The 24,019-nt window shown below is 65.5% G+C and carries 23 protein-coding genes; 9 read left to right on the top strand and 14 right to left on the bottom strand.

Annotated elements, in window-relative coordinates; genetic code table 11:
- The first annotated feature begins 53 nt into the window (after positions 1-53).
- Positions 54-1,304, top strand: coding sequence for a Mur ligase family protein (locus IEW02_RS17975; protein WP_188546268.1), 1,251 nt, complete (start codon positions 54-56; stop codon positions 1,302-1,304).
- A complete protein-coding gene (locus tag IEW02_RS17970; RefSeq protein WP_188546267.1) occupies positions 1,297-1,995 on the top strand; it encodes a type 1 glutamine amidotransferase in 699 nt (232 codons plus the stop codon). The genes IEW02_RS17975 and IEW02_RS17970 overlap by 8 nt, the downstream gene beginning before the upstream one ends.
- A 47-nt stretch (positions 1,996-2,042) precedes the next feature.
- On the opposite strand, the gene IEW02_RS17965 is transcribed toward IEW02_RS17970, so the two are convergent.
- The 4 genes from IEW02_RS17965 to IEW02_RS17950 all read right to left on the bottom strand — a co-directional run bounded on the left by IEW02_RS17965 (position 2,043) and on the right by IEW02_RS17950 (position 4,591).
- On the bottom strand, positions 2,043-3,056 hold the full coding sequence (locus IEW02_RS17965) for a type IV toxin-antitoxin system AbiEi family antitoxin domain-containing protein (protein WP_188546266.1): 1,014 nt from the start codon (positions 3,054-3,056) through the stop codon (positions 2,043-2,045).
- Positions 3,057-3,182: 126 nt separating this feature from the next.
- Positions 3,183-3,794, bottom strand: a complete 612-nt coding sequence (gene recR / locus IEW02_RS17960) for a recombination mediator RecR (protein WP_188546265.1) — start codon at positions 3,792-3,794, stop codon at positions 3,183-3,185.
- 10 nt (positions 3,795-3,804) lie between these two features.
- On the bottom strand, positions 3,805-4,143 hold the full coding sequence (locus IEW02_RS17955) for a YbaB/EbfC family nucleoid-associated protein (RefSeq protein ID WP_188546264.1): 339 nt from the start codon (positions 4,141-4,143) through the stop codon (positions 3,805-3,807).
- Between the two features lie 13 nt (positions 4,144-4,156).
- Positions 4,157-4,591: an SRPBCC family protein gene (locus IEW02_RS17950; RefSeq protein WP_188546263.1), complete on the bottom strand. Its 435-nt coding sequence runs from the start codon at positions 4,589-4,591 to the stop codon at positions 4,157-4,159.
- 195 nt (positions 4,592-4,786) lie between these two features.
- Between IEW02_RS17950 and IEW02_RS17945 the strand changes: the two genes are divergently transcribed.
- Positions 4,787-6,202: an FAD-binding oxidoreductase gene (locus tag IEW02_RS17945; RefSeq protein WP_188546610.1), complete on the top strand. Its 1,416-nt coding sequence runs from the start codon at positions 4,787-4,789 to the stop codon at positions 6,200-6,202.
- On the top strand, positions 6,199-7,503 hold the full coding sequence (locus IEW02_RS17940) for a class I SAM-dependent methyltransferase (RefSeq protein ID WP_188546262.1): 1,305 nt from the start codon (positions 6,199-6,201) through the stop codon (positions 7,501-7,503). The genes IEW02_RS17945 and IEW02_RS17940 overlap by 4 nt, the downstream gene beginning before the upstream one ends.
- Before the next feature lie 6 nt (positions 7,504-7,509).
- Here the strand turns inward: IEW02_RS17940 and IEW02_RS17935 are convergent, their stop codons facing one another.
- Positions 7,510-8,649 carry an acyl-CoA dehydrogenase family protein gene (locus IEW02_RS17935; protein WP_188546261.1) on the bottom strand — a complete coding sequence of 380 codons (1,140 nt, stop codon included), beginning with the start codon at positions 8,647-8,649 and terminating at the stop codon, positions 7,510-7,512.
- 129 nt (positions 8,650-8,778) lie between these two features.
- Here IEW02_RS17935 and fadD5 point away from each other — a divergent pair, with 129 nt between their 5' ends.
- Together fadD5 and IEW02_RS17925 are read left to right on the top strand one after the other, a co-directional pair.
- Complete coding sequence (fadD5, locus tag IEW02_RS17930; RefSeq protein ID WP_188546260.1) at positions 8,779-10,329, top strand: fatty-acid--CoA ligase FadD5; 1,551 nt, start codon at positions 8,779-8,781, stop codon at positions 10,327-10,329.
- The gene (locus IEW02_RS17925) at positions 10,326-10,988 is read left to right on the top strand and encodes a GntR family transcriptional regulator (protein WP_188546259.1); all 663 of its coding nucleotides are present in this window, start codon (positions 10,326-10,328) and stop codon (positions 10,986-10,988) included. The genes fadD5 and IEW02_RS17925 overlap by 4 nt, the downstream gene beginning before the upstream one ends.
- Before the next feature lie 6 nt (positions 10,989-10,994).
- Here the strand turns inward: IEW02_RS17925 and IEW02_RS17920 are convergent, their stop codons facing one another.
- The gene (locus IEW02_RS17920) at positions 10,995-11,174 is read right to left on the bottom strand and encodes a hypothetical protein (protein WP_188546258.1); all 180 of its coding nucleotides are present in this window, start codon (positions 11,172-11,174) and stop codon (positions 10,995-10,997) included.
- Between the two features lie 57 nt (positions 11,175-11,231).
- Between IEW02_RS17920 and IEW02_RS17915 the strand changes: the two genes are divergently transcribed.
- Together IEW02_RS17915 and IEW02_RS17910 are read left to right on the top strand one after the other, a co-directional pair.
- Positions 11,232-11,957, top strand: coding sequence for a molybdopterin-dependent oxidoreductase (locus IEW02_RS17915; protein ID WP_188546257.1), 726 nt, complete (start codon positions 11,232-11,234; stop codon positions 11,955-11,957).
- The gene (locus IEW02_RS17910; RefSeq protein WP_188546256.1) at positions 11,941-12,528 is read left to right on the top strand and encodes a cytochrome b/b6 domain-containing protein; all 588 of its coding nucleotides are present in this window, start codon (positions 11,941-11,943) and stop codon (positions 12,526-12,528) included. Before IEW02_RS17915 ends, IEW02_RS17910 begins: the two co-directional genes overlap by 17 nt.
- Before the next feature lie 70 nt (positions 12,529-12,598).
- On the opposite strand, the gene IEW02_RS17905 is transcribed toward IEW02_RS17910, so the two are convergent.
- The 3 genes from IEW02_RS17905 to IEW02_RS17895 all read right to left on the bottom strand — a co-directional run bounded on the left by IEW02_RS17905 (position 12,599) and on the right by IEW02_RS17895 (position 15,525).
- Positions 12,599-13,756, bottom strand: coding sequence for an NADH:flavin oxidoreductase/NADH oxidase (locus IEW02_RS17905; protein WP_188546255.1), 1,158 nt, complete (start codon positions 13,754-13,756; stop codon positions 12,599-12,601).
- A gap of 117 nt (positions 13,757-13,873) precedes the next feature.
- Positions 13,874-14,479, bottom strand: a complete 606-nt coding sequence (locus tag IEW02_RS17900) for a response regulator transcription factor (RefSeq protein WP_188546254.1) — start codon at positions 14,477-14,479, stop codon at positions 13,874-13,876.
- A complete protein-coding gene (locus IEW02_RS17895) occupies positions 14,476-15,525 on the bottom strand; it encodes a sensor histidine kinase (protein WP_188546253.1) in 1,050 nt (349 codons plus the stop codon). Before IEW02_RS17895 ends, IEW02_RS17900 begins: the two co-directional genes overlap by 4 nt.
- Before the next feature lie 231 nt (positions 15,526-15,756).
- On the opposite strand from IEW02_RS17895, the gene IEW02_RS17890 reads away from it, so the two are divergent.
- Positions 15,757-16,455 carry a VC0807 family protein gene (locus IEW02_RS17890; RefSeq protein ID WP_188546252.1) on the top strand — a complete coding sequence of 233 codons (699 nt, stop codon included), beginning with the start codon at positions 15,757-15,759 and terminating at the stop codon, positions 16,453-16,455.
- Here IEW02_RS17890 and IEW02_RS17885 read toward each other — a convergent pair.
- From IEW02_RS17885 to IEW02_RS17865, 5 genes are all read right to left on the bottom strand, one after another.
- Positions 16,452-18,602 (bottom strand): 3-hydroxyacyl-CoA dehydrogenase NAD-binding domain-containing protein, encoded by a 2,151-nt coding sequence (locus IEW02_RS17885; RefSeq protein ID WP_188546251.1) that lies wholly within the window; start codon positions 18,600-18,602, stop codon positions 16,452-16,454. The genes IEW02_RS17890 and IEW02_RS17885 overlap by 4 nt on opposite strands.
- A gap of 13 nt (positions 18,603-18,615) precedes the next feature.
- Complete coding sequence (locus tag IEW02_RS17880) at positions 18,616-19,845, bottom strand: acetyl-CoA C-acetyltransferase (RefSeq protein ID WP_188546250.1); 1,230 nt, start codon at positions 19,843-19,845, stop codon at positions 18,616-18,618.
- A gap of 170 nt (positions 19,846-20,015) precedes the next feature.
- On the bottom strand, positions 20,016-22,136 hold the full coding sequence (locus IEW02_RS17875) for a DNA polymerase III subunits gamma/tau (RefSeq protein WP_188546249.1): 2,121 nt from the start codon (positions 22,134-22,136) through the stop codon (positions 20,016-20,018).
- Between the two features lie 70 nt (positions 22,137-22,206).
- On the bottom strand, positions 22,207-22,788 hold the full coding sequence (locus IEW02_RS17870; protein WP_188546248.1) for an HhH-GPD-type base excision DNA repair protein: 582 nt from the start codon (positions 22,786-22,788) through the stop codon (positions 22,207-22,209).
- 27 nt (positions 22,789-22,815) lie between these two features.
- The gene (locus IEW02_RS17865; protein WP_188546247.1) at positions 22,816-24,006 is read right to left on the bottom strand and encodes a glycoside hydrolase family 183 protein; all 1,191 of its coding nucleotides are present in this window, start codon (positions 24,004-24,006) and stop codon (positions 22,816-22,818) included.
- Positions 24,007-24,019: the final 13 nt, after the last annotated feature.

Genomic DNA, 24,019 nt, shown 5'->3' with positions numbered 1-24,019 from the left:
GGTAGCCACTGCCTTTCGCGGGTGGCTACCGAGTTTGTGCCAGACTCGGCGCCATGATCGACAAGCGTGTGCGTCCGCGCGGCCGTCTCGCCCTCGGTGCGGCGTCCGCGGCGGCGTGGGCATCTCAAAAGGCAGGCCGAGGTAAGGGCTCGATGATCGGCGGCCTCGTCGCCCTGAAGATCGACCCCACGATCATGGCGCAGCTCGGGGCCGGTCGACGCACCGTCGTGATCACCGGAACCAACGGTAAATCGACGACGACGCGCATGACCGCAGCCGCGCTGGCCACCCTCGGCGAGGTGGCAACCCAGGCCGACGGCGCGAACATGGACGCCGGGATCGTCGCCGCCCTGAACGTTCGACGCGATGCTCCCCTGGCTGCTCTCGAGGTCGACGAACTGCACGTTCCGCACGTGTGCGACGCGGTGAACCCGGCGGCCGTGGTGCTGCTCAATCTCAGTCGCGACCAGTTGGACCGCGTCGGCGAGATCAACATGATCGAACGCAAACTCCGTGCGGGACTCGAGCGTCACCCGGAGACGGTGGTGATCGCCAACTGCGACGACGTGCTCATGACGTCGGCGGCGTACGACGCTGCCCACGTCGTGTGGGTGGCGGCCGGCGGTGGATGGGTCGGCGATTCGGTCAGCTGCCCGCGCACGGGCGAGCCGATCCTGTGGGACGGACCGCACTGGCGTTCGACTGGCTCGGATTTCGCACGGCCGGAACCGGATTGGTGGCTGGACTCCTCGTACCTGTACGGTCCGGACGGCGTGAAGGTTGCTCTTTCCCTTGCACTGCCGGGAAACGCCAACCGCGGCAACGCCGCCCAGGCCGTGGCGGCTGCCGTCACACTGGGCGCGTCGGTGGAGGATGCCGTCGCCGCCGTGTCGACGGTCAGCGAGGTTGCCGGCCGCTACAGCACCGTGCAATACGGATCTCACTCCGTCCGAATGCTTCTCGCCAAGAACCCCGCCGGATGGCAGGAGGCCCTGTCGATGATCGACCCCGACGTCGACGGTCTCGTGATCGCGGTCAACGGGCAGGTTCCGGACGGCGAGGATCTGTCGTGGCTGTGGGACGTGCGATTCGAACACTTCGAGGGCGTGCAAGTGGTGGCCTCCGGTGAACGGGCGACGGATCTCGGCGTACGCCTGACCTACGCCGGGTCGCCGCACACCGTGGTGCGAGATCCGTTGAAGGCCATCGCATCCTGTCCGCCGGGTCGCGTCGAGGTGCTGGCCAACTACACCGCGTTCCGTGACCTCGGGCGGGCGCTGGCGAGGGAGACGCGCGATGTCTGAGACGGTGAGAATTGGCCTGGTTCTACCCGACGTGATGGGGACGTACGGCGACAGCGGCAACGCTCTCGTTCTGCGCCAACGACTTCTGATGCGCGGCATCGCCGCCGAGGTCGTCTCGGTCACCTTGAGCGATCCGGTGCCGGAGTCGCTGGACCTCTATGTCCTTGGTGGAGCGGAGGATTCGGCCCAGCGGTTGGCGACGAAACACCTTGCTCGCTACCCGGGTCTGCAGAACGCAGCGTCGCGCGGGGCGCCGGTTCTGGCGATCTGCGCCGCCATCCAAGTGCTCGGCAACTGGTACGAGACGTCCTCGGGCGAACGCGTCGACGGTGTCTCGATGCTCGACGTCACCACCGCACCCCAACCGACGCGGTCGATCGGCGAGGTCGTCTCGACACCGTCGCTCGCAGGTCTGACGCAGAAGCTCACCGGATTCGAGAACCACCGCGGCGGAACGACATTGGGGCCCTCCGCCACCGGCTTCGCGCGGGTCGCGTCGGGAGTCGGGAACGGGGTGGGGGACGGGCAGGAAGGCGTCGTGCAAGGCTCGGTGATCGGGACGTACATGCACGGGCCGGCACTCGCCCGCAATCCGGAGTTGGCGGACTATCTGCTGGAGAAGGCGATGGGCGTGACGTTGGAGCCGTTGGTGCTCGAGGATGTGGAGCAGTTGCGGCGGGAGCGGTTGTAGGCGCCTTCGGCACACGGGTGTGAAAAAGAGTCCCCTGACACTCTTTTTCACACCCGAGGCGCGCAGCGCCCACAAGGAGCCGACGTATCCACCCACCCCTCTCGCACCAGCACTTCGCGCACTTCGGCGTACACCGCGCACGGGTCGCCTGTGACGTCGTCCCATCCGTACGTGAGTCGAGGTCGATCAGCGAGTTCTGCCGCGTTGTCCCGGCGACGATCGCGAAACCGGATCTGTCGCGCTCCGTGAAAACCCTGGCCGTCCAGCCGGACGATCAGGGGTACGCCTGACCGCGTGTAGTCCACGTCCTCGAACAGGGTCCGACCATCGACTATGTGCGGCGCCTGCCGGCGAGCTGAGGGGAGACCGTGCTTGCGTTCCACGTCGAGCGCGTACCGGTGTTCGAGAACGGAGTGAACACCGTCGGCGAGCATCCGGAGGGCGTCGTGCAGGGCCCTTCTGTACCTACGCGGCGGCCTGACCTCGAGCTTGGCCCGCATCGTGGCGATCGGGATCGCCCCTGCGGTGACGGCCTCGACGAACCGAATGATGGCGCCCCGCGCAGTGGGTTCGATCACTGCCAGGTCGATTGCGGTGTCGGCCTTCGATGTGCGCGGCTGATCGAATTCGACACCGATATGAGCAATGGCTCTCGACCGGTGGACGACGACACCGGGGTGAACGATGCGGTTGGACCTGGACGTGGCTCGTAAAGCCGAACGGCGGGCGACCTCACCCTGGCTCACCGCGGAGCACCCGTGCCTGACTGTGATGTGAACCGGGCCGGCTACTGCTGCCCGCCGCATTCCCCATTCTTCCGCTGCCGTGACATGACTCAGCAGTGCCCCGCTCCCGCCATAGAGCAGTGCTGCTTGCAGGTGCATCGCGCGCGACAGAGGGCCGTTGGTCACCGCGATCACGCCGTAGAAAACTCGCAGCCACTGCCCGGAGTCCACGTGGAACTTCACCGCGGTGGGCGACCGCCCGAACGCCGCCAGCTGCGACGTCGTCACCACGCCGTGCTGTGCATCCAGAACGGATTGCCAATCCCCGTCGTCCATGTGCTGCAGCGTTACTGATCGCACGCACCACACCGCCGCCCCGACCTGGGCGGCTGGAGAACCTGTGGATCAACAGGTCGGGTGTGGAAAAGAGTCCCCTGGGACTCCTTTTCACACCCATGTGCGTCAGCGCATAACGTTCCGCCCCGACAGCGCCCGCCCCAGGGTGAGCTCGTCGGCGAACTCGAGGTCCCCGCCCATCGGGAGTCCCGAGGCGAGACGAGTGACACTCAAACCCGGGAAGTCCCGCAGCATCCGAAGCAGGTACGTCGCCGTCGCTTCGCCTTCGGTGTTGGGGTCGGTTGCGATGATGACTTCGGAGACGTCCACGCCGTCGACTTGGTTTCCGATGCGCGTCAACAGTTCTCGGATTCTGAGCTGGTCCGGTCCGATACCGCTGAGCGGATCGAGCGCCCCTCCGAGTACGTGGTAGCGCCCTTTGAACTCGCGTGTACGTTCAACGGCCTGAACGTCTTTCGGCTCTTCGACGACGCAGATCTTGGTGCGGTCACGCCGGGAGTCGGAGCAGATTCGGCACATTTCCTTGTCGGACACGGTTCCGCACACGATGCAGAATTGCACTCCGTCGCGCACTTTCTGCAACGCGCGCTGCAGGCGGTCGATGTCGGGCGCCTCGACGCCGAGGAGGTGAAAGGCGATGCGCTGCGCGCTCTTCGGGCCAACTCCGGGCAGTTTGCCGAGTTCGTCGATCAGATCCTGAACCGGACCTTCGTACACGCGTGCGTTCCTAGAACCCGGGCAGTCCGGGCAGACCGCCACCGGCGAGGCCGGCCAGCGGGCCGAGCTTCTGCGTCGCAACGTCGGACGCCGCACGCGACGCGTCGGCGATGGCTCCGATGATCAGGTCCTGCAGGGTCTCGACGTCGTCGGGGTCGACCACTTTGGGATCGATGGTGAGACCGACCACCTCGCCGCTGCCCTTCACCGTCGCGGTCACCAGCCCGCCCCCGGCCTGACCGGTGACCTCGGTGGCTGCGATCTCCGCCTGAGCCGTCATCAACTGCTGCTGCATCTGCTGGGCCTGAGCCATGAGCTGTGCCATGTCGGGTTGCTGACCGGGTTCCATACCTACAGCCTAACTACTCCAGCTCGCGTGCCAGATTCTGCAGAACTTCGGCCTGGATCTTCTTCAGCCCGATCGGTGCGAACGTCTTTTCGAAGAACCCACCGATGCCGCCGGCGCCCGTCCACTGCGTCGTGGTGGTCACGGTCGAGGTCTGCCCGTTCGGGGCGACGGACCAAGTGGTCACCATCGAAGAGTTGGCGTCGCGCTCGGTGACGGTGGACCCGTCCACCGATACGGTCGCGAGCACGTCGCGCTGCCGCTTCTCGGTTGCCTGGAGCACCCACCTCGCCACGGTCCCGGCGCCCTGCCCGCCCTTCTCGACGGAGAAGTCGCGGTAGTGGCTCGACAGGATCCGCGGCCGGACCGTCTCGTAATCCGACACCGCCGCGAGTACTGCGTTGGGCGCTGCCGAGATGTCGAGCGAACTGGTTGCACTCACCTGTGCCATGGGAATCCTCCTGATGGTCGTCGAATGCCCCATCTTCGACGGTAAGGCGACCCCGGGGCGAACCGGTCGCAACTTTTGTGTGACGTTTCGCAGTTTCGGTCACCTTCGGTAGCCCGGGAAACGTTCGCGATATAGCGTTCTCGCGTGGCTCTCACTGTCGATCATCATTCCGACGGAACCGGTGCCCCACTCGAAATGGGACAAACCGCATACGACGCCGGAGTCGCGCGCCTACTGGCCAGTTACCGCGCCATTCCGACCGGCGCCACGGTGCGCCTCGCCAAGAAGACGTCGAATTTGTTCCGTGCCCGACCGAAGAACACTGCCCCCGGGCTCGACGTGTCCGGTCTAGGCAAGGTCGTGTCCGTCGACGCCGCGGCCCGCACGGCCGACGTCGGTGGTGTGTGCACCTACGAGGACCTGGTCGACGCGACGCTTCCGTACGGACTCGCCCCGCTCGTTGTCCCCCAGCTCAAGACGATCACCCTCGGCGGGGCGGTCACCGGCCTGGGCATCGAATCGACGTCGTTCCGGAGCGGACTCCCCCACGAGTCGCTTCTCGAGGTCGACATTCTGACCGGGTCCGGTGAGATCGTCACCGCGCGACCCGACGGGGATTACGCAGATCTGTTCGACGGTTTCCCCAACTCCTACGGCACGTTGGGGTACTCGACGCGCCTGCGTATCGAACTCGAACCCGTCCTTCCCTACGTCGCATTGCGCCATGTTCGTTTCCACGATCTGAAGACGCTCGAGACGACGATGGACACCATCGTCGCGGAGCGTAGCTACGACGGTATTGCCGTCGACTACCTCGACGGTGTCGTCTTCACCTCCGACGAGGCGTATCTGACCCTGGGCGTCCAGACTGCCGAGGAAGGCCCGGTCAGCGACTACACCGGGTCCGAGATCTTCTACCGCTCGATTCAGCACGACGGCGACACCCCCAAGACGGATCGTCTGACCATTCGGGACTACCTGTGGCGGTGGGATACCGACTGGTTCTGGTGCTCGCGCGCGTTCGGCGCCCAGAACCCCACGATCCGGCGGTTCTGGCCGAAGAAGTACCGGCGCAGCAGCTTCTACTGGAAGCTCATCGGGCTCGACCAGAAGTACGACATCGGGGACCGTCTCGAGAAGCGCAAGGGAAATCCGCCACGCGAACGCGTCGTCCAGGACGTCGAGGTGCCGATCGAGAAGACGGCAGATTTCGCCCTGTGGTTCCTGAAGGAAATACCCATCGAGCCGCTGTGGTTGTGTCCGTTGCGGCTTCGTGAATCGGGTGGTTACTCGGCGCACGACCCGAGTGCAGACGTCGGACCACGTGCGTGGCCCCTCTACCCGCTCGAGCCTCACCGCACGTACGTCAACATCGGCTTCTGGTCATCGGTGCCCAAGGTCGACGGGGAACGTGAAGGAGCAGCCAACCGGCTGATCGAGGAGAAGGTGTCCGAGCAGGGTGGGCACAAGTCCCTCTACTCCGACGCGTTCTACGACAAGGAAGAGTTCGACGTGCTCTACGGCGGCGAGGTGTACTCCGCGCTGAAGAAGAAGTACGACCCGAATTCGCGGTTATTGGATTTGTATTCGAAAGCGGTGCAACGTAAATGACGACATTCAAAGAACAAGCGAGCACTCATCGCAAGCTCACCATCGCCGAGATCCTCGAAGAGTTCGCCGAGGGTCAGATTCCGCTTCGGTTCAGCGCCTACGACGGCAGTAGTGCAGGCGCGCCGGACGCCCCGTACGGTCTGACCCTCAAGAATCCGCGCGGAACCACCTACCTCGCAACAGCTCCCGGCGATCTCGGCATGGCCAGGGCGTACGTCTCGGGAGACCTCGAGATGGAGGGCGTCCACCCCGGTGACCCCTACGAGGTTCTGCGGGTCATGGGCGACGACCTCAGTTTCAAGCGGCCGTCCGCGAAGACTCTCGCCATGGTGACGCGTTCGCTCGGGTGGGAGTTGCTGCGGCCCATCGCCCCGCCCCCGCAGGAGTCGTTGCCGCGCTGGCGCCGCATCGCCGAAGGGCTGCGCCACTCCAAGACTCGCGACGCGGAATCGATTCATCACCACTACGACGTGTCGAACACGTTCTACGAGTACGTACTCGGGCCGTCGATGACCTACACATGCGCGGCGTACCCGTCCGTCGACGCCTCCCTCGAGGACGCGCAGGAGAACAAGTACCGGCTCGTCTTCGAGAAGCTGGGACTGAAGGCGGGCGACCGCCTGCTCGACATCGGCTGCGGCTGGGGCGGAATGGTCCGGTACGCCGCGCGTCGCGGAGTGCACGTGATCGGAGCGACGCTCTCTCGCGAGCAGGCGGAGTGGGCGCAGAAGGCCGTCGTCGACGAGGGCCTCACCGAGTTCGCCGAAGTTCGCTTCTCGGACTACCGCGACGTGACCGAGACCGGCTTCGACGCGGTGTCGTCGATCGGGCTGACCGAACACATCGGTGTCGCGAACTACGCCGCGTACTTCGAGTTCGTCAAGTCCAAGCTGCGCGACGGTGGCCGCGTTCTGAACCACTGCATCACCCGTCCGGACAACCGAAGCAACGGGCGCGCAGGTGGATTCATCGACCGCTACGTTTTCCCCGACGGCGAACTGACCGGTTCCGGACGCATCATCACCGAGATGCAGGACGTCGGCCTCGAAGTTCGGCATGAGGAGAACCTTCGCGAGCACTACGCACTGACCCTGCGCGACTGGTGCCGCAACCTCGTCGACAACTGGGACGAGTGCGTGGCCGAGGTCGGCATCGGAACCGCCAAGGTGTGGGGCCTGTACATGGCCGGTTCACGCCTGGGCTTCGAGCGCAACGTCGTTCAGCTGCACCAGGTTCTGGCGGTCAAGCTCGACGACAAGTCCGACGCCCACGTTCCGCTTCGCCCGTGGTGGGAAGGCTAGGACCTCTCAGAGTCCGTACGTCTTGCCGATGATGTCCCGCTGAATCTCGTTGGTGCCGCCGTAGATCGACGACACCAACGTCCGGCGGACGTGGCCCTCCATGTCGAATTCGGTTGCGTACCCGTACCCGCCCATCATCTGCATGCCCTCGAGCGCCACCTTCTTCGCCGTCTCGGTCAGCTTGAGCTTGGCCATCGACGCCTCGCGCGGAAGGAGCTTGTTCGGGTTCTCGTCGACGAGCCCGGCTACGTGGTAGACGAGCAACCGGCCGCATTCGATCTCGGTGGCGAGGTCGGCCATGCGATGCCGCAGCGCCTGGAACGTGCCCACCGGACGGCCGAATTGCTTACGGGTGGTGATGAACTGGAGGGTGTCGTCGAACGCCCGCCGAGCGGTGCCGAGCATCATCGCCGCGAGGATGAGGCGTTCGATGTTGAGTCCCGTCATCAACTGTGACCAGCCCTTGCCGACGTCGCCGATCACCGCATCCTCCGGCAGCACACAGTCGGTGAAGTACAGGTCGTTGACTTCCTTACCGCCCATGGTGGAGATGCCGACGATCTTCAGCCCGGCGGCGTCGGCCGGCACATCGAACATCGTCAGACCCTCGTGCTTGCTGTCTCCGCGCGAGGTTCGCGCGACGAGAAGGATCCGGTCCGCGAAGTGCGCGTTGGAACACCAGGTCTTCTGACCGTTGATCATCCATCCGCCGTCGACCTTGTCCGCCTTACAGCTGAGGTTGCCGACGTCGGATCCCGCTTCGGGCTCGGACATGGAGATCGAGTAGCTGCGCCCGGCGACGATTCCGCCGAGGATCGTCTCCTTCTGACTCTGTGTGCCGAACTTCTCGATCGCGGCACCGGTGATCAGGGTGGGCCCGAGGCCGCCTATCGGCGCCATCCCGCGGGCCGCCTCCTCGAGGAGGATGCAGAGGTCGACGGTGCCGCCGGCTGCGCCGCCGAATTCCTCGGGCACCGTCAGACCCAGCCACCCGAGCTCGGCCATCTTGTCGTAGAGGGGTTGGCTGTGCGAATGGTCGCCCGAGCCGGTCAGGGCGTCACGCTGACTGCGCGTTCCTGCTTCGCGGGCGCAGAAAGCGGCGACGGCCTGCCCGAACGCCGCTTGTTCCGAGGTGAAACCGAGCATGGGAACTCCTGTGGCTTGTCCGAGTCGGGGCCGGCCCCTAAGGTGTGATTCTGATAACAGTAGAACACATCACATATATGTGATGAAGCCGCCGATCGTGCCCGCACCCCGAGAGAGGGTCACCGACCGATGACCGACGCACGCCGCCACCAACCCGACAGCGCACGCCGCAACAACTGGAACAACCAGGTGCGGCGCCACGCCCTGATGAACGCGGACGGTGTGGCTCTGCGGTTTCTCGGCGCGACGACGACCTGGCGTGAACTCGCCGACCGCACGGACCGACTCGCGGGTGCTCTGCACGGCCGCGGTGTCGGTTTCGGCGATCGAGTTCTGATCCTCATGCTGAACCGGCCCGACTACCTCGAGTCGGTCCTGGCGATCAACGCACTCGGCGCCATCGCGGTACCGGTGAACTTTCGGATGACCCCGCCCGAGGTCGTCTACCTCGCGGAGAACAGCGGGTCGATGCTCCTGATCACCGACGCGACACTCGCACCTCTGGCGACCGCCGTTGCTGCACAGGTCGGTTCGCTGACCGAGACGATCGTCGTGGGCGGTGACGCCGATACCTACCGCGGTCTGCTCGACGAAAACGCTCCCGCCCCCGACGTCGACGTTCCCGACGACACCGCCGCACTCGTCATGTACACCTCCGGCACCACCGGACGCCCCAAAGGTGCGGTGCTGTCCCACGCGAACATGCAATCGCAGGCGCTCACCTGCATCCGCGCACTACGGATGCACGGCGGCGATCAGGTCGGTTTCTGCGCCTCCCCCATGTTCCACATCGCGGCACTGGGCAGCCTCGCACCCTCGCTGCTGCTGGGGATTCCGACCGTCGTTCACCCGGTCGGGGCGTTCGACCCCGCCGCGCTGCTCGACGTTCTCGAAGCCGAACGGGTCACCACCCTGTTCCTCGTCCCGGTGCAGTGGCAGGCCATGTGCGCCGAACAAGCTCGCAGCCCGAGAAAGCTGGCGTTGCAGGTCATCTCGTGGGGTGCCGCACCGGCGTCGGACACCGTGCTACGAGCCATGTCGGACACGTTCCCCGACGCACTGAACGTGGCGGTGTTCGGACAGACCGAGATGTCACCCATCACGTGCGTGCTGGACGGTGAGGACGCGTTACGCAAGATCGGATCCGTCGGCACGGTCATCCCCACCATCGCCGCTCGCATCGTCGACGACGAGATGAACGACGTGCCGCGCGGGGAGATCGGCGAAATCGTCTATCGGGGGCCGACATTGATGCACGGGTACTGGCAGAACCCCACCGCGACGGCCGACGCGTTCGACGGTGGCTGGTTCCACTCGGGCGACCTGGTCCGCCAGGACGAGGAGGGCTTCGTCTTCGTCGTCGACCGCAAGAAGGACATGATCATCTCGGGCGGGGAGAACATCTACTGCGCGGAGATCGAGAACGTCCTGTTCTCCCACCCCCACATTCTCGAAGCGGCCGTCGTCGGCCGGCCCGACGATCGTTGGGGCGAGGTTCCCGTCGCGGTCGTCGCGCTCACGGACACCTCACCCGACCTGACCCTGACGGAACTGACCGATTGGCTGGGCGATCACCTCGCCCGTTACAAGCATCCCAAAGAGCTCGTCGTCGTCGAGTCCCTTCCTCGCAACGCAAGCGGCAAGGTAGTCAAAGTCGCTCTGCGACAATCGGTGTCATGACCGAGAAGACCCGCGCCGGGTTCCGTCGTCGACCGCAGCTGTCCGAGGACGTCGCCAATCACGTTCGACATCTCGTCATGTCCGGAGCCGTCAGCCCGGGCGAGTTCGTCCGGCTCGACGAAACGGCGGCGGAACTGGGCGTCAGTGTCACTCCGGTACGCGAGGCGCTGCTGATTCTGCGGGGCGAGGGCATGGTCGAACTGGTCCCGCACCGTGGATACGTCGTGTCGGCGCTGACCCGTGACGACATCGTCGACATCTTCTGGCTGCAGGGACAGATCGCGGTGGAGCTGGTCCGACGGGCGACACCGCGGATCGGGGACACCGAACTCGCCGAACTCGAATGGTTCAACGCCTCGCTCCGTGCGGCAGTGGCGGCCGGGAGCGTCGAGGACGTGGAGCGAGCCGAGTTCGAATTCCACCGCGTCGTCAACCTGGCGTCGGGAGCGAACAAGCTCTCCTGGTTCCTCGTCGGGGCCACCCGCTACACCCCGACCCGGCTGTACGCGTCGGACCGCGAGTGGGGAGAGGAAGCGGTGCGCAGCCACGAGAATTTGATCGCTGCGCTTCGACGTGGTGACGTCGACGAGGCGTGTCGGCTGACGAGCAGGCAGTTCACCGACGGGGCGGAACGGCTGATCGCCCACCGGGGTATGTGACTGCGGCTACCGCCTGCTGCGCACGACCAGCACGACACCGACGATCAGGACCACGGGTCCCAGGACGGACCACGTGGTCGTGTTGCTCATCGCACTGCCGCCGATCACCCCGAAACCCTGCAGGGTGAAAAGCAGGCCGGCGAGCGCAACCACGACGCCGATAACGGTAACGAGTGGACTCTTCACGACTCGACAGTAATCGCGTGGGATGACGGATCGCGCGATCGCGTGGACAGTGGAGGAGTGGAACATCCAAGGCCCGACATACCGGGCACACCCGTGGGCCGACGGGTCGTGCTCGGACTCGTCGTCGCCGGCGCCGCGGGCATCGTGGGCGGAGGCGCAATCCAGAAGGGTCTCGCCGCAGTCCTCGGGCCGATCGGAAATCACGATCCGACGGGTCTCGTCGGACTCATTCCGGTCGGCAACACGTTCCGTTTCTACTCCGTGACCACGGGTGCGCCGCGCAAGGACGAGAAGTCGTACCAGCTGACCGTCGGCGGTCTCGTGGACACACCGCTCACGTTGACCCTGTCGGACCTGCGCGCGATGCCGCAGACGATGCTCACCCGCGATTTTCAGTGCGTGACGGGTTGGCGCGTTCCCGAGGTGGCGTGGAGCGGAGTCCGTCTGTCCGATCTGCTCGACGCCGCCGGAGCGACGTCCGACGCGACTGCTGTGCGCTTCACCTCGTTCGACGGAACCTACACCGAGAGCTTGACTCTCGACCAAGCCCGACGCGACGACGTACTCGTCGCACTGACGATGATCGACGGTCCAGTGACCCACGACCACGGGGGCCCGGTTCGGCTGTTCGTCGCCCCGATGTACGGGTACAAGTCCCTGAAGTGGCTCGGCGGAATCGAACTGACCCGCGACGTCGTACCCGGGTACTGGGAGACGCGCGGCTATTCGATCGACGGTTGGGTCGGCGCCTCGAACGGACGTGACGATGACCCGACCAGCTGAGCTGCACCGGTTCGGCCGAGCCGAGCGCTACGTCCATTGGGCGGCAGGCATTCTGGTGATCGTCTGCATCCTCACCGCCGCCGTGCTGTACAACGCGTCGCTCGCGGTTCTGGTGGGAAACCGCCACCTCGTCGAGCTGGTGCACGTGTGGAGCGGGTTCCTGCTTCCCGTTCCGATCGTCCTCGGTTTCGTCTCACGCGGGTACCGGCTCGACGTTCGTCGACTGGGTCGCTTCGTCGAAGACGATTGGAAGTGGTTGCGGAACAAGGGTAGACGGCTGGCCGCAACCGGAGTCGGGAAATTCAACGCCGGCCAGAAGCTGAACGGCGCACTCAGCGCAGGCTCGATCATCGTGTTCCTGATCACCGGGACCGTCATGTACTTCACGAGTTGGACACCGTTGTCCTGGCGCACCGGCGCGACCTTCGTCCACGACTGGTTCGCCCTCGCGTTCGGCATCCTCGTCGTCGGCCACATCGTCTACGCGCTCCGGGACCCGGAAGCGATGCGCGGCATGCGAACCGGGACCGTCACGCGGGAATGGGCGGACGACGAACATCCGAAGTGGTAGGCGGCTACGCCACCTGTGAGCCAAAAAGTACCTCCAGGGGTTCTTTTCGGCGCACGAGGGACGGAGTCCCCTACGCCGCCTCTTCCTCCGCCGCTGTCTCCTTGGCCGGCGGCAGACCGATGCTGGCGTCGTGGCCGCGGAAGTTCTTCAGCCACCAACTCCAGTCCTCGGGCACGAGCGAGAACGGGTCCCCGTGTCCTAGTTCGCGCGCCGCCCACACCGGCCAGTGCGGGTTGGCGAGAGCAGGGCGCCCGAGCAGCACCACGTCCACCTTGCCCTCGCGCACCACGGCGTCCGCGTTCTCCGGTACACCCAGGTTCCAGCTGCAGGTAACCGGAATGTCCAACTCGCGCTTCACCCGTGCAGCTCGCTCGACCATGAATCCCATGTTCCCGAACGGTGGGTCGACCATGTCGTCGGTGTTGAATCCCAGGCTCACGTCGGCCATGTCGAGGCCGTGTTCCTTCATCCACCCGATGGCGGTCAGCGACTCCTCGAACTGAACGCCGTCGGGATGGTGGTCGTCCGATCCCAGCCGCATGGTCAGCGGGAACTTCTCCGGCCACACCTCACGAACTGCGTCGAGCGCCTCGAGATGGAACCGGGCACGGTTCTCCAGGCTGCCGCCGTACTGGTCGGTGCGTTGGTTCGCGAGCGGGGAGAAGAAACTGGCTCCGAGATATCCGTGTGCGTAGTGCATTTCGAGCCATTCGTACCCTGCTTCCGCGGCACGGATGGCGGCCTCGGCATAGCTGCGATGAATGGCCTTGATCTCGTCGACGGTGAGTTCGTGAACCGGGAACGAATGATCCCCACCGTACGGAATGGCCGACGGTGCAACGCATTCCCAACCGTCCGGATGGTCCGCCGGGAGCTGATGGCCGCCCTGCCACGGTGGGACTTCGCTGCCCTTGCGGCCGGTGTGGCCGAGCTGGATGGCGGGGACCGCCCCCATCTGCCGGATCATGGAAGTCACGCGGTCGTGGCCCTCGATCTGGTCGTCGTCCCAGATCCCGGCGCACGCCGGGGTGGTACGGCCGTCGGGTGTGATGGCCACCTGCTCCGGAAACACCATTCCGAAGCCTCCCGCCGCGCGGGCCCCGAGGTACATCAGATGGAAGTCGTTCATCTTTCCGTCGACGGACTGGTACATCGTCATGGGAGACATGGCAATTCGGTTACGCAGCGTCACGCCCTTGAGCGTGTACGGGCTGAAGAGATCGGGCACGGCTTGAATCCTCTCGGTGGGTTGACACCAGCACACCACTGTTCACGTTTCGACTGGTGACACCGATGGCGCCAAACGGTGACAGTTCCCTCACCTACACACCGAACCGGTGGTGAGCTACAACCACCCGCGGTCGCGGGCGACGCGAATGGCCTCCACCCGATTGCGTGAATCCGTCTTGGTGATCGCGGCGGTGATGTAGTTGCTGACCGTGCTCACCGACAGATGCAGATGCTGTGCGATCTCGGGCACCGTGTCGTACTCCTGCGCCGCACGCAGAACGTCGCTCTCACGGGTGGTCAGCGGGCTGGCACCCGACGACATCGCCTGTCGCAGTTGTTCTCCCGATATCAGCATCTCCCCGGCGACGACTCGACGAATGGCGGACGCGATCTCGCCGACCGGCAAGTCCTTCGTCAGATACGCACGGACACCCGCCTCCAACGCGCGACGCACGTAACCGGGGCGCTGAAACGTCGTGAGCATGATGACGAGGCACGGCGAGTCTCGTTCCGCCAGCGCCGCTGCGATCTCGAGTCCGCTCATCCCGGGCATCTCCACATCGAGCAGGACGACGTCCGGAGACTGCTCCTCGATGACCTCCACGGCGCGTTCGCCGGTCTCCAACTCGGCGACGACCGTGATGTCCGATTCCAGACCCAGGAGTGTCGCGATGGCAGAACGGAGCATGGCTTGGTCCTCGACCAGAACGACCTCGATCATGATTTCCCCCCAGTCGGGACTGTGACCGTGAGCTCGAACCCGCCGTCGGAAGCGAATGCGGTGACTGTCCCGCCGACGGCGTCGACCCGTTCTCTCAGCCCGAGGATGCCCTGCCCACTCCCTGGATTCGACGAACTGTCCGCACGATTGTCGTTGATCACCTGTAGGACAACCTCTTCGGGACCCGGCGTCACGGTGATCCCCACGGTGGTGGCGTCGGCATGCCGGATCACGTTCGTTGCGGCCTCGCGCACCGCCCATGCGAGGACCGCGTCGACATCAGCCGACCAGGTACGTTCCGCCACATCGACATTCACCGTCGACGCCGCCAATGTGTCCAGGGCGCGGGCGACCTCCGCATCGAGGGACGACGTCCGGTAGCCGGTGACGGCCTCTCCCACTTCGACCATCGCAGCGCGGCCGACACTTTGAACGTCGCGAGCGGCCTGTGCCGCGAGTTTCGCGTCGACTACGGTAAGGCGTTCCGCAAGTTCGGCTTTCACCACCATCGTCGCCAACGAATGCCCCAGCAGATCGTGCAGATCGCGCGCGATACGCAGGCGCTCGTTCTCGACCGCAGCCCGGGCGAGAGCCTCCTTACCTGCGCGTGACACCGCAATCTCGGCCAGCAGACGTGCTCGCAGAAGAGCGATCGCACCCGCCCCACCGACGACGACGGCAGCAGTCAGCTCACCGGCCACGGCAGCCGAGGCAATGGAGACGGCAGCGACGCCGACGCATGCGCGAGCAACCAAGGGCAGTGCGTGCGCGCAGGTGACGGCGGCCAATACCGGCCCCACCACCCAGGGGGAACCCCATATCGACAGGCCGGTCAGTGATGCCGCGGCCAGTGCCGTCAGTACCGAAACCCTGTGCCACAGTTTCGAATCGAGACTCATGCCCTGTCCGATGACGAACAGCACGCCGACGATCAGGACACACGCCGCTGACGCGATCCCTCCCGCTACCCCTCGTCGAAGCGCGTCCAGGAGGGGAAGTACGAGCAGGATAACGAGAACGTACAGACCTCCCTGTGCCCCTCTCACGCCCTCAACCTACCGCGCCCGGGAGAAAACTCCTGTCGATGTCCGGAGTTTCCGATGTTGTTCCGGCGCAGCCGTCCGAGCAAAGTCGAAGAGGTAACGAGCGACTACTCGAAAGGACACAACATGAGCGGCCCGATGCAAGGACTGATTCTCTCCATCGTCATCGTTTCCCTGTTCGTCACATCGCAGCTTGTCCAGCGCTACAACCGGTCCAAGTGAGAGGAGGCCACCATGACTGCACAATCCCGAATCGGCACCCTGCTCCCGACCGTCGGCACCGTCTTGGTCTCGGTGGTGCTCTACTTCGTTCTGCGGGGGCTCGGCTTCAGTGAGATCTGGTCGCTGACGATCCCGGGTGTCGCCTCTGCCGCGCTGACCATCGTCAATTCGGTGAAGCAGAAGCGCCTCGACACCATCGGCGTACTGGTGGTGCTCGAACTGGTGATCACGCTGGGCCTGGCGTTCACCAGCGACGACCCGCGCATCGCGGCGATCAGGCCTGCGTTCTACACCCTGATCTCCGGCGCGTACTTTCTGTTCACTTGCCGCGTCGGCCGCCCGATCATGTACACCGCGGCCACGCCGATGGCGACGGACGGCGGCGAGCCCGTCCGCACTCGTGCCTACGAATTGGCCTGGGACAACCCGAGGTTCCGCCGCAACAGCCGCCTGATGACGGGCGTCATCGGCGTGATCATGTTCGCGGACTCGGCGATTCGTATTGCCGTGGTCTACCACTACCCCGCCGCTGACCTCGACCGTGCGTTCCTGCTCTCGCAGATCGCCGGTGTCGTCATGATCGTGGGTGTGATCGTCACGATGATCGTGTTCGTGCGCCCGGGCTCGAAGGTGGTCGACTCGCTGATGGAGGAGGCCGCTGTGAGTGCTGGTACGCCGCGGGGGACGTACCAGCACTCACAGGTCGGCTAGCGCAGGCTCGCGGGGGGCGTGAAGCGCTCCCCGTACTGCTTCGCCAATTCCTCGGCCCGAGCGACGAAGGCCGCCTGGCCGATCGATCCGTCGGCCGCTTCGTAACCCACGATGTACTGGTGCACACCGCCGGTCCACGCCGGGAAGCCGATACCGAAGATCGAGCCGATGTTCGCATCGGCCGTCGTGGTGAGAACGCCCTCGTCGAAGCACTTCTGAGTCTCGATGGCCTCGATGAACAGCATGCGCTCGATCAGGTCGTGGAACGGCGTCTCCGACGTCCCCGACTTGAACGCATCACGCAGACCCGGCCATAGGCCGGTGCGCTTGCCGTCGACGTACTCGTAGAATCCGGCGCCCTTGGACTTCGACGGACGCTCGAACTCGTCGACCATCTTGTCGATGACCTCGCCCGCCGGATCCACGGGCGGGGTTCCGCCGGCAGCGACCACCGCGTCGTAGGTCTCCTTGCGGATCTTCTGCATCAGCGTGAGCGTCAGCTCGTCCGAAAGCTGCAGCGGCGGTGCGGGATACCCGGCCTGCGAGCCGGCCTGCTCGATCGTTGCCGGTTCGACGCCCTCACCCAGCATGGCGATGGCCTCGTTGATGAACGTACCGATCACGCGGGAGGTGAAGAAGCCGCGGCTGTCGTTGACCACGATCGGGGTCTTCTTGATGGCCTGCACCAGGTCGAATGCCTTGGCCAGAGCCGCATCCGACGTCTTGTCGCCGCGGATGATCTCCACGAGCGGCATCTTGTCCACCGGGGAGAAGAAGTGGATTCCGATGAAGTCTTCCTGCCGCTTCACACCGGTCGCCAGCGAGGTGATGGGCAGCGTGGAGGTGTTGGACCCGAGCAGCGCGGTCGGCGCCACCAAATCCTCGATCTCCTGGAACACCGTTTGCTTCAACGACTCCGACTCGAACACTGCCTCGACCACGAGGTCTGCACCCTCGACGTCCTTGGGATCGGCCGTCGGGTGGATGCGGGCGAGCAGGGCATCGGACTTCTCCTGCGTGGTCTTGCCACGCGAGAGCGCCTTCGCCTCGATGGCCTCGGAGTACGCCTTGCCCTTCTGCGCCGCTTCGAGCTTGACGTCCTTGAGCACCACGTCGATTCCGGCCTTGGCACAGACGTAGGCAATGCCCGCGCCCATCATGCCTGCGCCGAGGACCGCAACCTTGCTGAACTGCGTCTTCTCGTAACCGTCCGGACGCGACTTACCAGCGTTGATCGCCTGTAGGTCGAAGAAGAACGCCTGAATCATGTTCTTCGAGACCTGGCCGGTGACCAGCGTCGTGAAGTAACGCGACTCGATGGTCGATGCGTTGTCGAAGTCGACCTGCGCGCCTTCGACTGCGGCGGACAGGATCGCGAGGGGCGCCGGCATGGGCGCACCCTTGATCTGCTTGCGCAGGTTCGACGGGAACGCCGGAAGAATCGACGCGAGAGACGGATTCGACGGAGTACCGCCGGGGATCTTGTAGCCCTTGACATCCCAGGGTGCGACGCCGCCTTCGGGGTTGGCCTTGATCCACGCCTTCGCAGCGGGCACCAATTCCTCGACGGTGTCGACCAATTCGTGAATCAGACCGATCTCGAGCGCCTTCTGCGCCTTGAACCGGGTGCCCTGCGACAGGACGGTCATGAACCCGTTCTGGATGCCGAGCAGGCGCGTGATGCGCGTGACGCCACCGCCGCCGGGCAGCAGACCGAGGGACACCTCGGGCAACCCGACCTGGACGGCGGGGATGTTCGCAGCAATACGGTGGTGTGTTGCGAGAGTGATCTCGAGGCCACCACCGAGCGCTGCGCCGTTGATCGCGGAAACGACTGGCTTGCCCAGCTTTTCGATGCGACGCAGCTGCGCCTTGATGCCCTGCACCTCGTCGAAGACCTGCTGGGTGTCGTCCGGGCCGGCCTTGATCATGTTCTTCAGGTCGCCGCCCGCGAAGAACGTCTTCTTGGCCGAGGTGATGACGACTCCGGTGATGGAATCCTTCTCCGCCTCGAGGCGGTCGACGGTGGCACCCATCGAATCCTTGTACAGCTGGTTCATCGTGTTGGCGCCCTGGTTGGGGTCGTCCATCGTGAGGGTGACGATGCCGTCGGCATCCTGGTCCCATTGAATCATGTTGTCAGACATAGAGTTCAGTTCCTCAGACTCGCTCGATGATGGTGGCCACGCCCATGCCGCCGCCGATGCACAGGGTGATGAGCCCGTACCGGCCGCCGCGACGCTCGAGCTCGTCCACGACGACGCCCGTGATCATGGCGCCGGTCGCACCGAGCGGGTGTCCCATGGCGATGGCGCCACCGTTGACGTTCAGCTTCTCGTTCGGAATCTTCAGGTCCTTCTGGAACCGCAGCACGACCGAGGCGAACGCCTCGTTGAGCTCGAAGATGTCGATGTCGTCCACCGACAGTCCGGCCTGCTTCAGCACCTTCTGTGCCGCCGGGGTGGGCCCGGTCAACATGATGGTGGGATCCGCGCCACTGGTCGCGGTGGCGACGACGCGCGCGCGCGGCGTCAGACCGAGGTCCTTGCCGGCCTGCTCGCTGCCGACGAGCACCAGTGCGGCGCCGTCGACGATTCCGGACGAGTTACCGCCCGTGTGAACGTGATTGATCTTCTCGACCCAGTGGTACTTCTGCAGCGCGACCTCGTCGAAACCGCCCATCGCAGCGATACCCTCGAAGGCCGGCTTGAGCTTGCCGAGCGATTCGACCGTCGAGCCCGGACGCATGTGCTCGTCGTTGTCGAGAACGAGGATTCCGTTCCGATCGACCACGGGCACAACGGACTTGGCGAAGTAGCCACCCGACCACGCAGCCGCAGCGCGGTCCTGCGACTGGGCGGCATACGCGTCGACGTCTTCACGCGTGAAGCCCTCGATGGTGGCGATCAGGTCGGCACCGATGCCCTGCGGCACGAAGGAGGTGTTGTAGTTGGTCCACGGATCCAGCGCCCACGGGCCGCCGTCGGAGCCCATTGGAACGCGGGACATCGACTCGACGCCGCCGGCGATCACCAGTTCGTCCCAGCCGGAGCGCACCTTCTGCGACGCCATGTTCACGGCCTCGAGGCCGGAGGCGCAGAAGCGGTTGATCTGGACGCCGCCGACCGTGTCGGGCATGCCTGCCGCGTTGACAGCGGCGCGGGCGATGTCGGCGCCCTGATCACCGACGGGCGAGACGACGCCGAGGATCACGTCGGAGATGCGGTTCTCGTCCAGGTCGGGGAAGCGTCGACGGAGTTCGTCGATCAGTCCGGTGACGAGATCGATGGGCTTGATGGAGTGGAGAGAGCCGTTCTTGCCCTTTCCTCTCGGTGTTCTGATGGCTTCGTAGATGAATGCCTCTGTGCTGGTAGATGCTTCTGTGCTCACAGCGCGCAGATCCTTTCCGATGATGGGTCTCGGTGCGGGCAGGCGCTGCCTCACGACGGCGCCGATGCCCACGAGGTTCAGACCTCGACGCCTTCATGTTAGGCGCAGCAACCACGCTTCGACAGGACCCAAACGAGCGCAGAGAGTGACCCCACCGTGGCGTTTCGCTGCTAGACGTCCTTCAGCGGAGTTGCGCCCAATTCGTTTTGCAGAAGCTCCAGCGCGACCTCGTCCGGGTCCCGCCGTGTCGACGGATCCACGGGCTCCTTCGCCTGCTTCATCAGCTCTTCCTGCTCCTCCGGGCTTTCCGGGGGCGGAGGGCCCGCGTAGTCGGCGAAGGCGGGCCCGGGGTCGTCCGGATAGTCGGGCTCCTCGGCGGGCGGCGGGATGTCTTCGACCTGACGCGACCCGCCGTTCGATTCACGGGCGGGCGGCGGAGTTGCGACAGGTGTGGCCCGACTCGGACGCGAGAACCGCGGCGCGGCGGCCTTGGGTTGTTCCGGGGCCTTCACGCGTGGCGCCGCGGCTTGCCGATGCGGCTCTCCACCGACTTCGCAGGTGACGGCCCAGTCGACCCCGAACACGTCGCGCAGTGCGTCGCGAATGACCTCGGCGTTGCGCGGTTCGATCAACCGCTTGGCCAGCGGCGCCGAATCATGGCCCAGCACAAGCGAACCCGATTCGACGGCGCGCACCGTAGCGCCGGACAGCATGACCTCGACGGTGCGGCTGCGCTCGCGCACCTTGGCCCGGACCTCGGACCACACCGCTCGAACCGCAGTGACGTCCGGCTCACCGGAGGCGACGGGGTCCGGTTCGGGTGCAGGCTCCGGTTCGGGTACAGGCTCAGGTTCGGGTACAGGCTCAGGTTCGGGTGCCGGCTCAGGTTGGGGTGCCGGCTCAGGTTGTGCCACCACGGGTTCAGGTTCGGGCGACCGTTCCGAGTGAGGGGCGCCCTGAGTCGGCGCAGCAGCAGCGGTTGCCGCCACCGGCGCAGCAGCTGCGGGTGCGGCCACCGGCGCAGGAGCAGAGGCGGCGGGCGCAGAGGGCCGCCGGTACACCGGCTGATCCTCGGCGGGCTTGGCCCGTTCGGGCGTCGACGCGTCCTGATGCGGACGCTCACCCTCGGGCAAAGTGACGTCGAGACGCCGCTCGATCCGCTCGAGACGTTGCAGCAGAGCCGATTCCGTGTCCGACGCAGACGGCAGCAGCATGCGCGCGCACATCACCTCGAGAAGCAGGCGCGGTGCCGTGGCGCCGCGCATCTCGCCGAGACCGGCGTGCACCGTCTCCGCGTACCGCGCCAACGTGCCGGGGCCGATGTTCTCGGCCTCACCACGGATGCGCTCGAGCTGATCGGCCGGGGCGTCGATCAGCCCGCGTTCGGCGGCGTCGGGAACCGCGCGCATCAGGATCAGGTCGCGCAGACGCTCGAGGAGGTCGACGGCGAAACGTCGCGGATCATGACCGGCGTCCATCACCTTCTCGACGGTGCCGAACAGCGCTGCCCCGTCCTGGGCGGCCAACGCGTCGACCGCCTCGTCGATGAGCGCGACGTCGGTGACGCCGAGCAACGCCAGTGCCCGCTCGTACCGAACTCCGTCGTCACCTGCACCGGCGAGAAGCTGGTCGAGCACACTCAGGGTGTCACGCGGCGAACCGCCACCGGCTCGAATGACCAAGGGATACACCGCGTCTTGCACGGTGACGTTCTCCTCCGCGCAGATCCGCTCCATCAGCCCGCGCATCGCCGTCGGCGCCAGCAGACGGAACGGATAGTGGTGCGTACGCGAGCGAATGGTGGGGAGAACCTTCTCCGGCTCCGTGGTGGCGAAGACGAAGATGAGGTGCTCGGGCGGCTCCTCCACGATCTTGAGAAGCGCGTTGAAACCGGCCGTGGTGACCATGTGCGCCTCGTCCACGATGAAGACGCGGTAGCGGGACTCGGCAGGTGCGTAGAACCCGCGATCACGCAATTCACGGGTGTCGTCGACGCCGCCGTGACTGGCCGCGTCGAGCTCGATCACGTCGAGATTGCCGGGGCCACCCGGGGCCAGAGCGACGCACGAGTTGCAGACGCCGCACGGAGTGGACGTGGGCCCTTCCACACAGTTGAGGGAACGAGCCAGAATGCGCGCCGACGACGTCTTGCCGCACCCACGCGGTCCGGAGAACAGGTAGGCGTGATTGATGCGATGTGAGTCGAGTGCAACGGACAACGGCTCGGTGACGTGCTCCTGACCGACCACTTCCGCGAACGTCGCTGGACGGTACTTCCGGTACAGGGCCACGCCCGAAAGGGTACCGGCGGACTCCGACAGATCAGAATCCCGACCGGCCTCCGGCCTCCCCGCGGACCGATCAGGCCTTGGCGTCCTTCGCGGCCTTCTTCGCCGCCTTCTTGAAGTCCCGGACCTCGTGCAGAGATGTCTCGTCGACGACGTCGGCGATCGATCGGCGGGAGCCCTCGTCGCCGTAGGCGCCGGCGGCGTCGCGCCATCCGTCCGGGTCGACGCCCATCTGCTTCCCCAGCAGCGCCAAGAAGATTCTGGCCTTCTGATCGCCGTATCCGGGGAGCGCTTTGAGCCGCTTCAGCACTTCCTTGCCGTCCGGATCATCCTCGGTCCAGATCGCTTCGGCGGAGCCGTCCCAGCGTTCGACGATGGCTACGCACATGTCCTGGATGCGCTTTCCCATCGACTTCGGGAAGCGGTGCACCGCAGGCGGTGTGCTGCAGACGTCGACGAAGGCGTCGGGGTCCATCGCCGCGATCGCGCGCACGTCGAGCTCACCGAGACGATCGACGAGCTTCTTGGGTCCCGCGAACGCCGATTCCATCGGGACCTGCTGATCGAGAAGCATCCCGATCAGCAGAGCCAACGGGTCCGACGCCAGTAGTGCGTCGGCGTCGGGATCGCCTACCAGGTGCAAGGTCGTGGCCATGGAGACGATTGTTCCACGACGCCGACGTCAGATCGCGGCCAAATCGGTGTGCATCAGGATCACGTTGTACGACGAGTACTGCGACACCGTGAAGTACAGATCGCTCCCGGACGACTTCGGGTGAATGTACGGCGCATACAACCCGCTCCCGGGGTAACCACCGAGCTCGGAGTTCACGACGAGAGTGGTCGGACCGCTCCACGGTCCCTCAGGTGACGGAGCGGTGCGCAGAACAATGCGGCCCTCGATGTCGTTGCCGTGCAACATGACGTACTTGCCGAGGTAGGCGTTCCAGGCGACCGAGAGTTCGCCGACCGGTTCACGCACGATCGGCGCAGCCGCGTTCAGGTCCGTCGACCATCCGGCTCCGGTGAAGTACTCGTACCGGTTCAGGTCGAGGATCGCCTCCGGTGCCACCCGCGAGAGGAACACGGCTCCGAGCCGGCCGTTGGGCGTCCCGTACTGGTACACCTTGCCGTCGGTGCCGCGGACGAACGCTGCCTGCTGGAAGCGCGCGTTGAACTGCTCGGTGCCCGGAATCGGAACACCGGAATTGAACCTCAGTGTGCTGGGCTCGGAGAACCACGTCTGTCCGTTGTCCCGTGAGGTGGCGATACCCGAGTAGTTGGTGGACCAGGTGCTGCCGTTCCACGCGCGTACCGACATGAAGCTCATGTACTGCACCCCGTCGACGGCGATGGCGGCAGTAGGGATGACGGTGGTCTCCACGGGAGCCAAGCCGAGCGTCGGGAGCAGCTGCGTTGCGAACCTCGGGCTGGTCGTCGATACCGCCTCGTCCAGGCTCATGCCGTCGGACAGGTCGGAGTCGTTGCTGCGCAGCAGAACCTGATGACGCCACTCGCCACCGGGCACCGTGCAGTTGCCGATGGTGTCACCGAAGGCGACGAGGGTCTGACCGGCCCCGTTGTCCCACGAGATGCCCAGGTCGGTGCCGGAGATGCCGAAGCGGTCGAACGTGTCGTTGGCGCTGGCGGGTCCGGTCACCCAGGACACGGTGTTCGTGTTGGCCCCGCTGTAGTAGGGCACGGGGCCTTGCACACCGCTGGGCTGCTGGAACGGCAGTCCGACTCCCGTGATTCCGGTACCCGGCACACCGCCGCAGGGCTCCGCCACCGCCGGCGTTCCCGCCAGAACGGTCACAGTTCCGACGGCAAGTGTCATCACCGTCGCCGACACGATTCCGCGGCCAACCCGCATGCCTGCATCCCCC

Source organism: Rhodococcoides trifolii (genome assembly GCF_014635345.1).
Lineage (GTDB): Bacteria > Actinomycetota > Actinomycetes > Mycobacteriales > Mycobacteriaceae > Rhodococcoides > Rhodococcoides trifolii.
Note: the sequence above shows the minus strand (reverse complement) of the source record. Positions and strands in the feature narration are given on the sequence as shown.

Coding starts and splice junctions, on each gene's coding strand:
- IEW02_RS17950 (WP_188546263.1), bottom strand. CDS start 4,591: ATGGCACAGGTGAGTGCAACCAGTTCGCTCGACATCTCGGCAGCGCCC.
- IEW02_RS17955 (WP_188546264.1), bottom strand. CDS start 4,143: ATGGAACCCGGTCAGCAACCCGACATGGCACAGCTCATGGCTCAGGCC.
- IEW02_RS17910 (WP_188546256.1), top strand. CDS start 11,941: ATGACCCGACCAGCTGAGCTGCACCGGTTCGGCCGAGCCGAGCGCTAC.
- IEW02_RS17945 (WP_188546610.1), top strand. CDS start 4,787: ATGGGACAAACCGCATACGACGCCGGAGTCGCGCGCCTACTGGCCAGT.
- IEW02_RS17900 (WP_188546254.1), bottom strand. CDS start 14,479: ATGATCGAGGTCGTTCTGGTCGAGGACCAAGCCATGCTCCGTTCTGCC.
- IEW02_RS17970 (WP_188546267.1), top strand. CDS start 1,297: ATGTCTGAGACGGTGAGAATTGGCCTGGTTCTACCCGACGTGATGGGG.
- IEW02_RS17885 (WP_188546251.1), bottom strand. CDS start 18,602: ATGTCTGACAACATGATTCAATGGGACCAGGATGCCGACGGCATCGTC.
- IEW02_RS17865 (WP_188546247.1), bottom strand. CDS start 24,006: ATGCGGGTTGGCCGCGGAATCGTGTCGGCGACGGTGATGACACTTGCC.
- IEW02_RS17935 (WP_188546261.1), bottom strand. CDS start 8,649: ATGCTCGGTTTCACCTCGGAACAAGCGGCGTTCGGGCAGGCCGTCGCC.
- IEW02_RS17975 (WP_188546268.1), top strand. CDS start 54: ATGATCGACAAGCGTGTGCGTCCGCGCGGCCGTCTCGCCCTCGGTGCG.
- fadD5 (WP_188546260.1), top strand. CDS start 8,779: ATGACCGACGCACGCCGCCACCAACCCGACAGCGCACGCCGCAACAAC.
- IEW02_RS17870 (WP_188546248.1), bottom strand. CDS start 22,788: ATGGCCACGACCTTGCACCTGGTAGGCGATCCCGACGCCGACGCACTA.
- IEW02_RS17965 (WP_188546266.1), bottom strand. CDS start 3,056: ATGGACGACGGGGATTGGCAATCCGTTCTGGATGCACAGCACGGCGTG.
- IEW02_RS17940 (WP_188546262.1), top strand. CDS start 6,199: ATGACGACATTCAAAGAACAAGCGAGCACTCATCGCAAGCTCACCATC.
- IEW02_RS17925 (WP_188546259.1), top strand. CDS start 10,326: ATGACCGAGAAGACCCGCGCCGGGTTCCGTCGTCGACCGCAGCTGTCC.
- IEW02_RS17890 (WP_188546252.1), top strand. CDS start 15,757: ATGACTGCACAATCCCGAATCGGCACCCTGCTCCCGACCGTCGGCACC.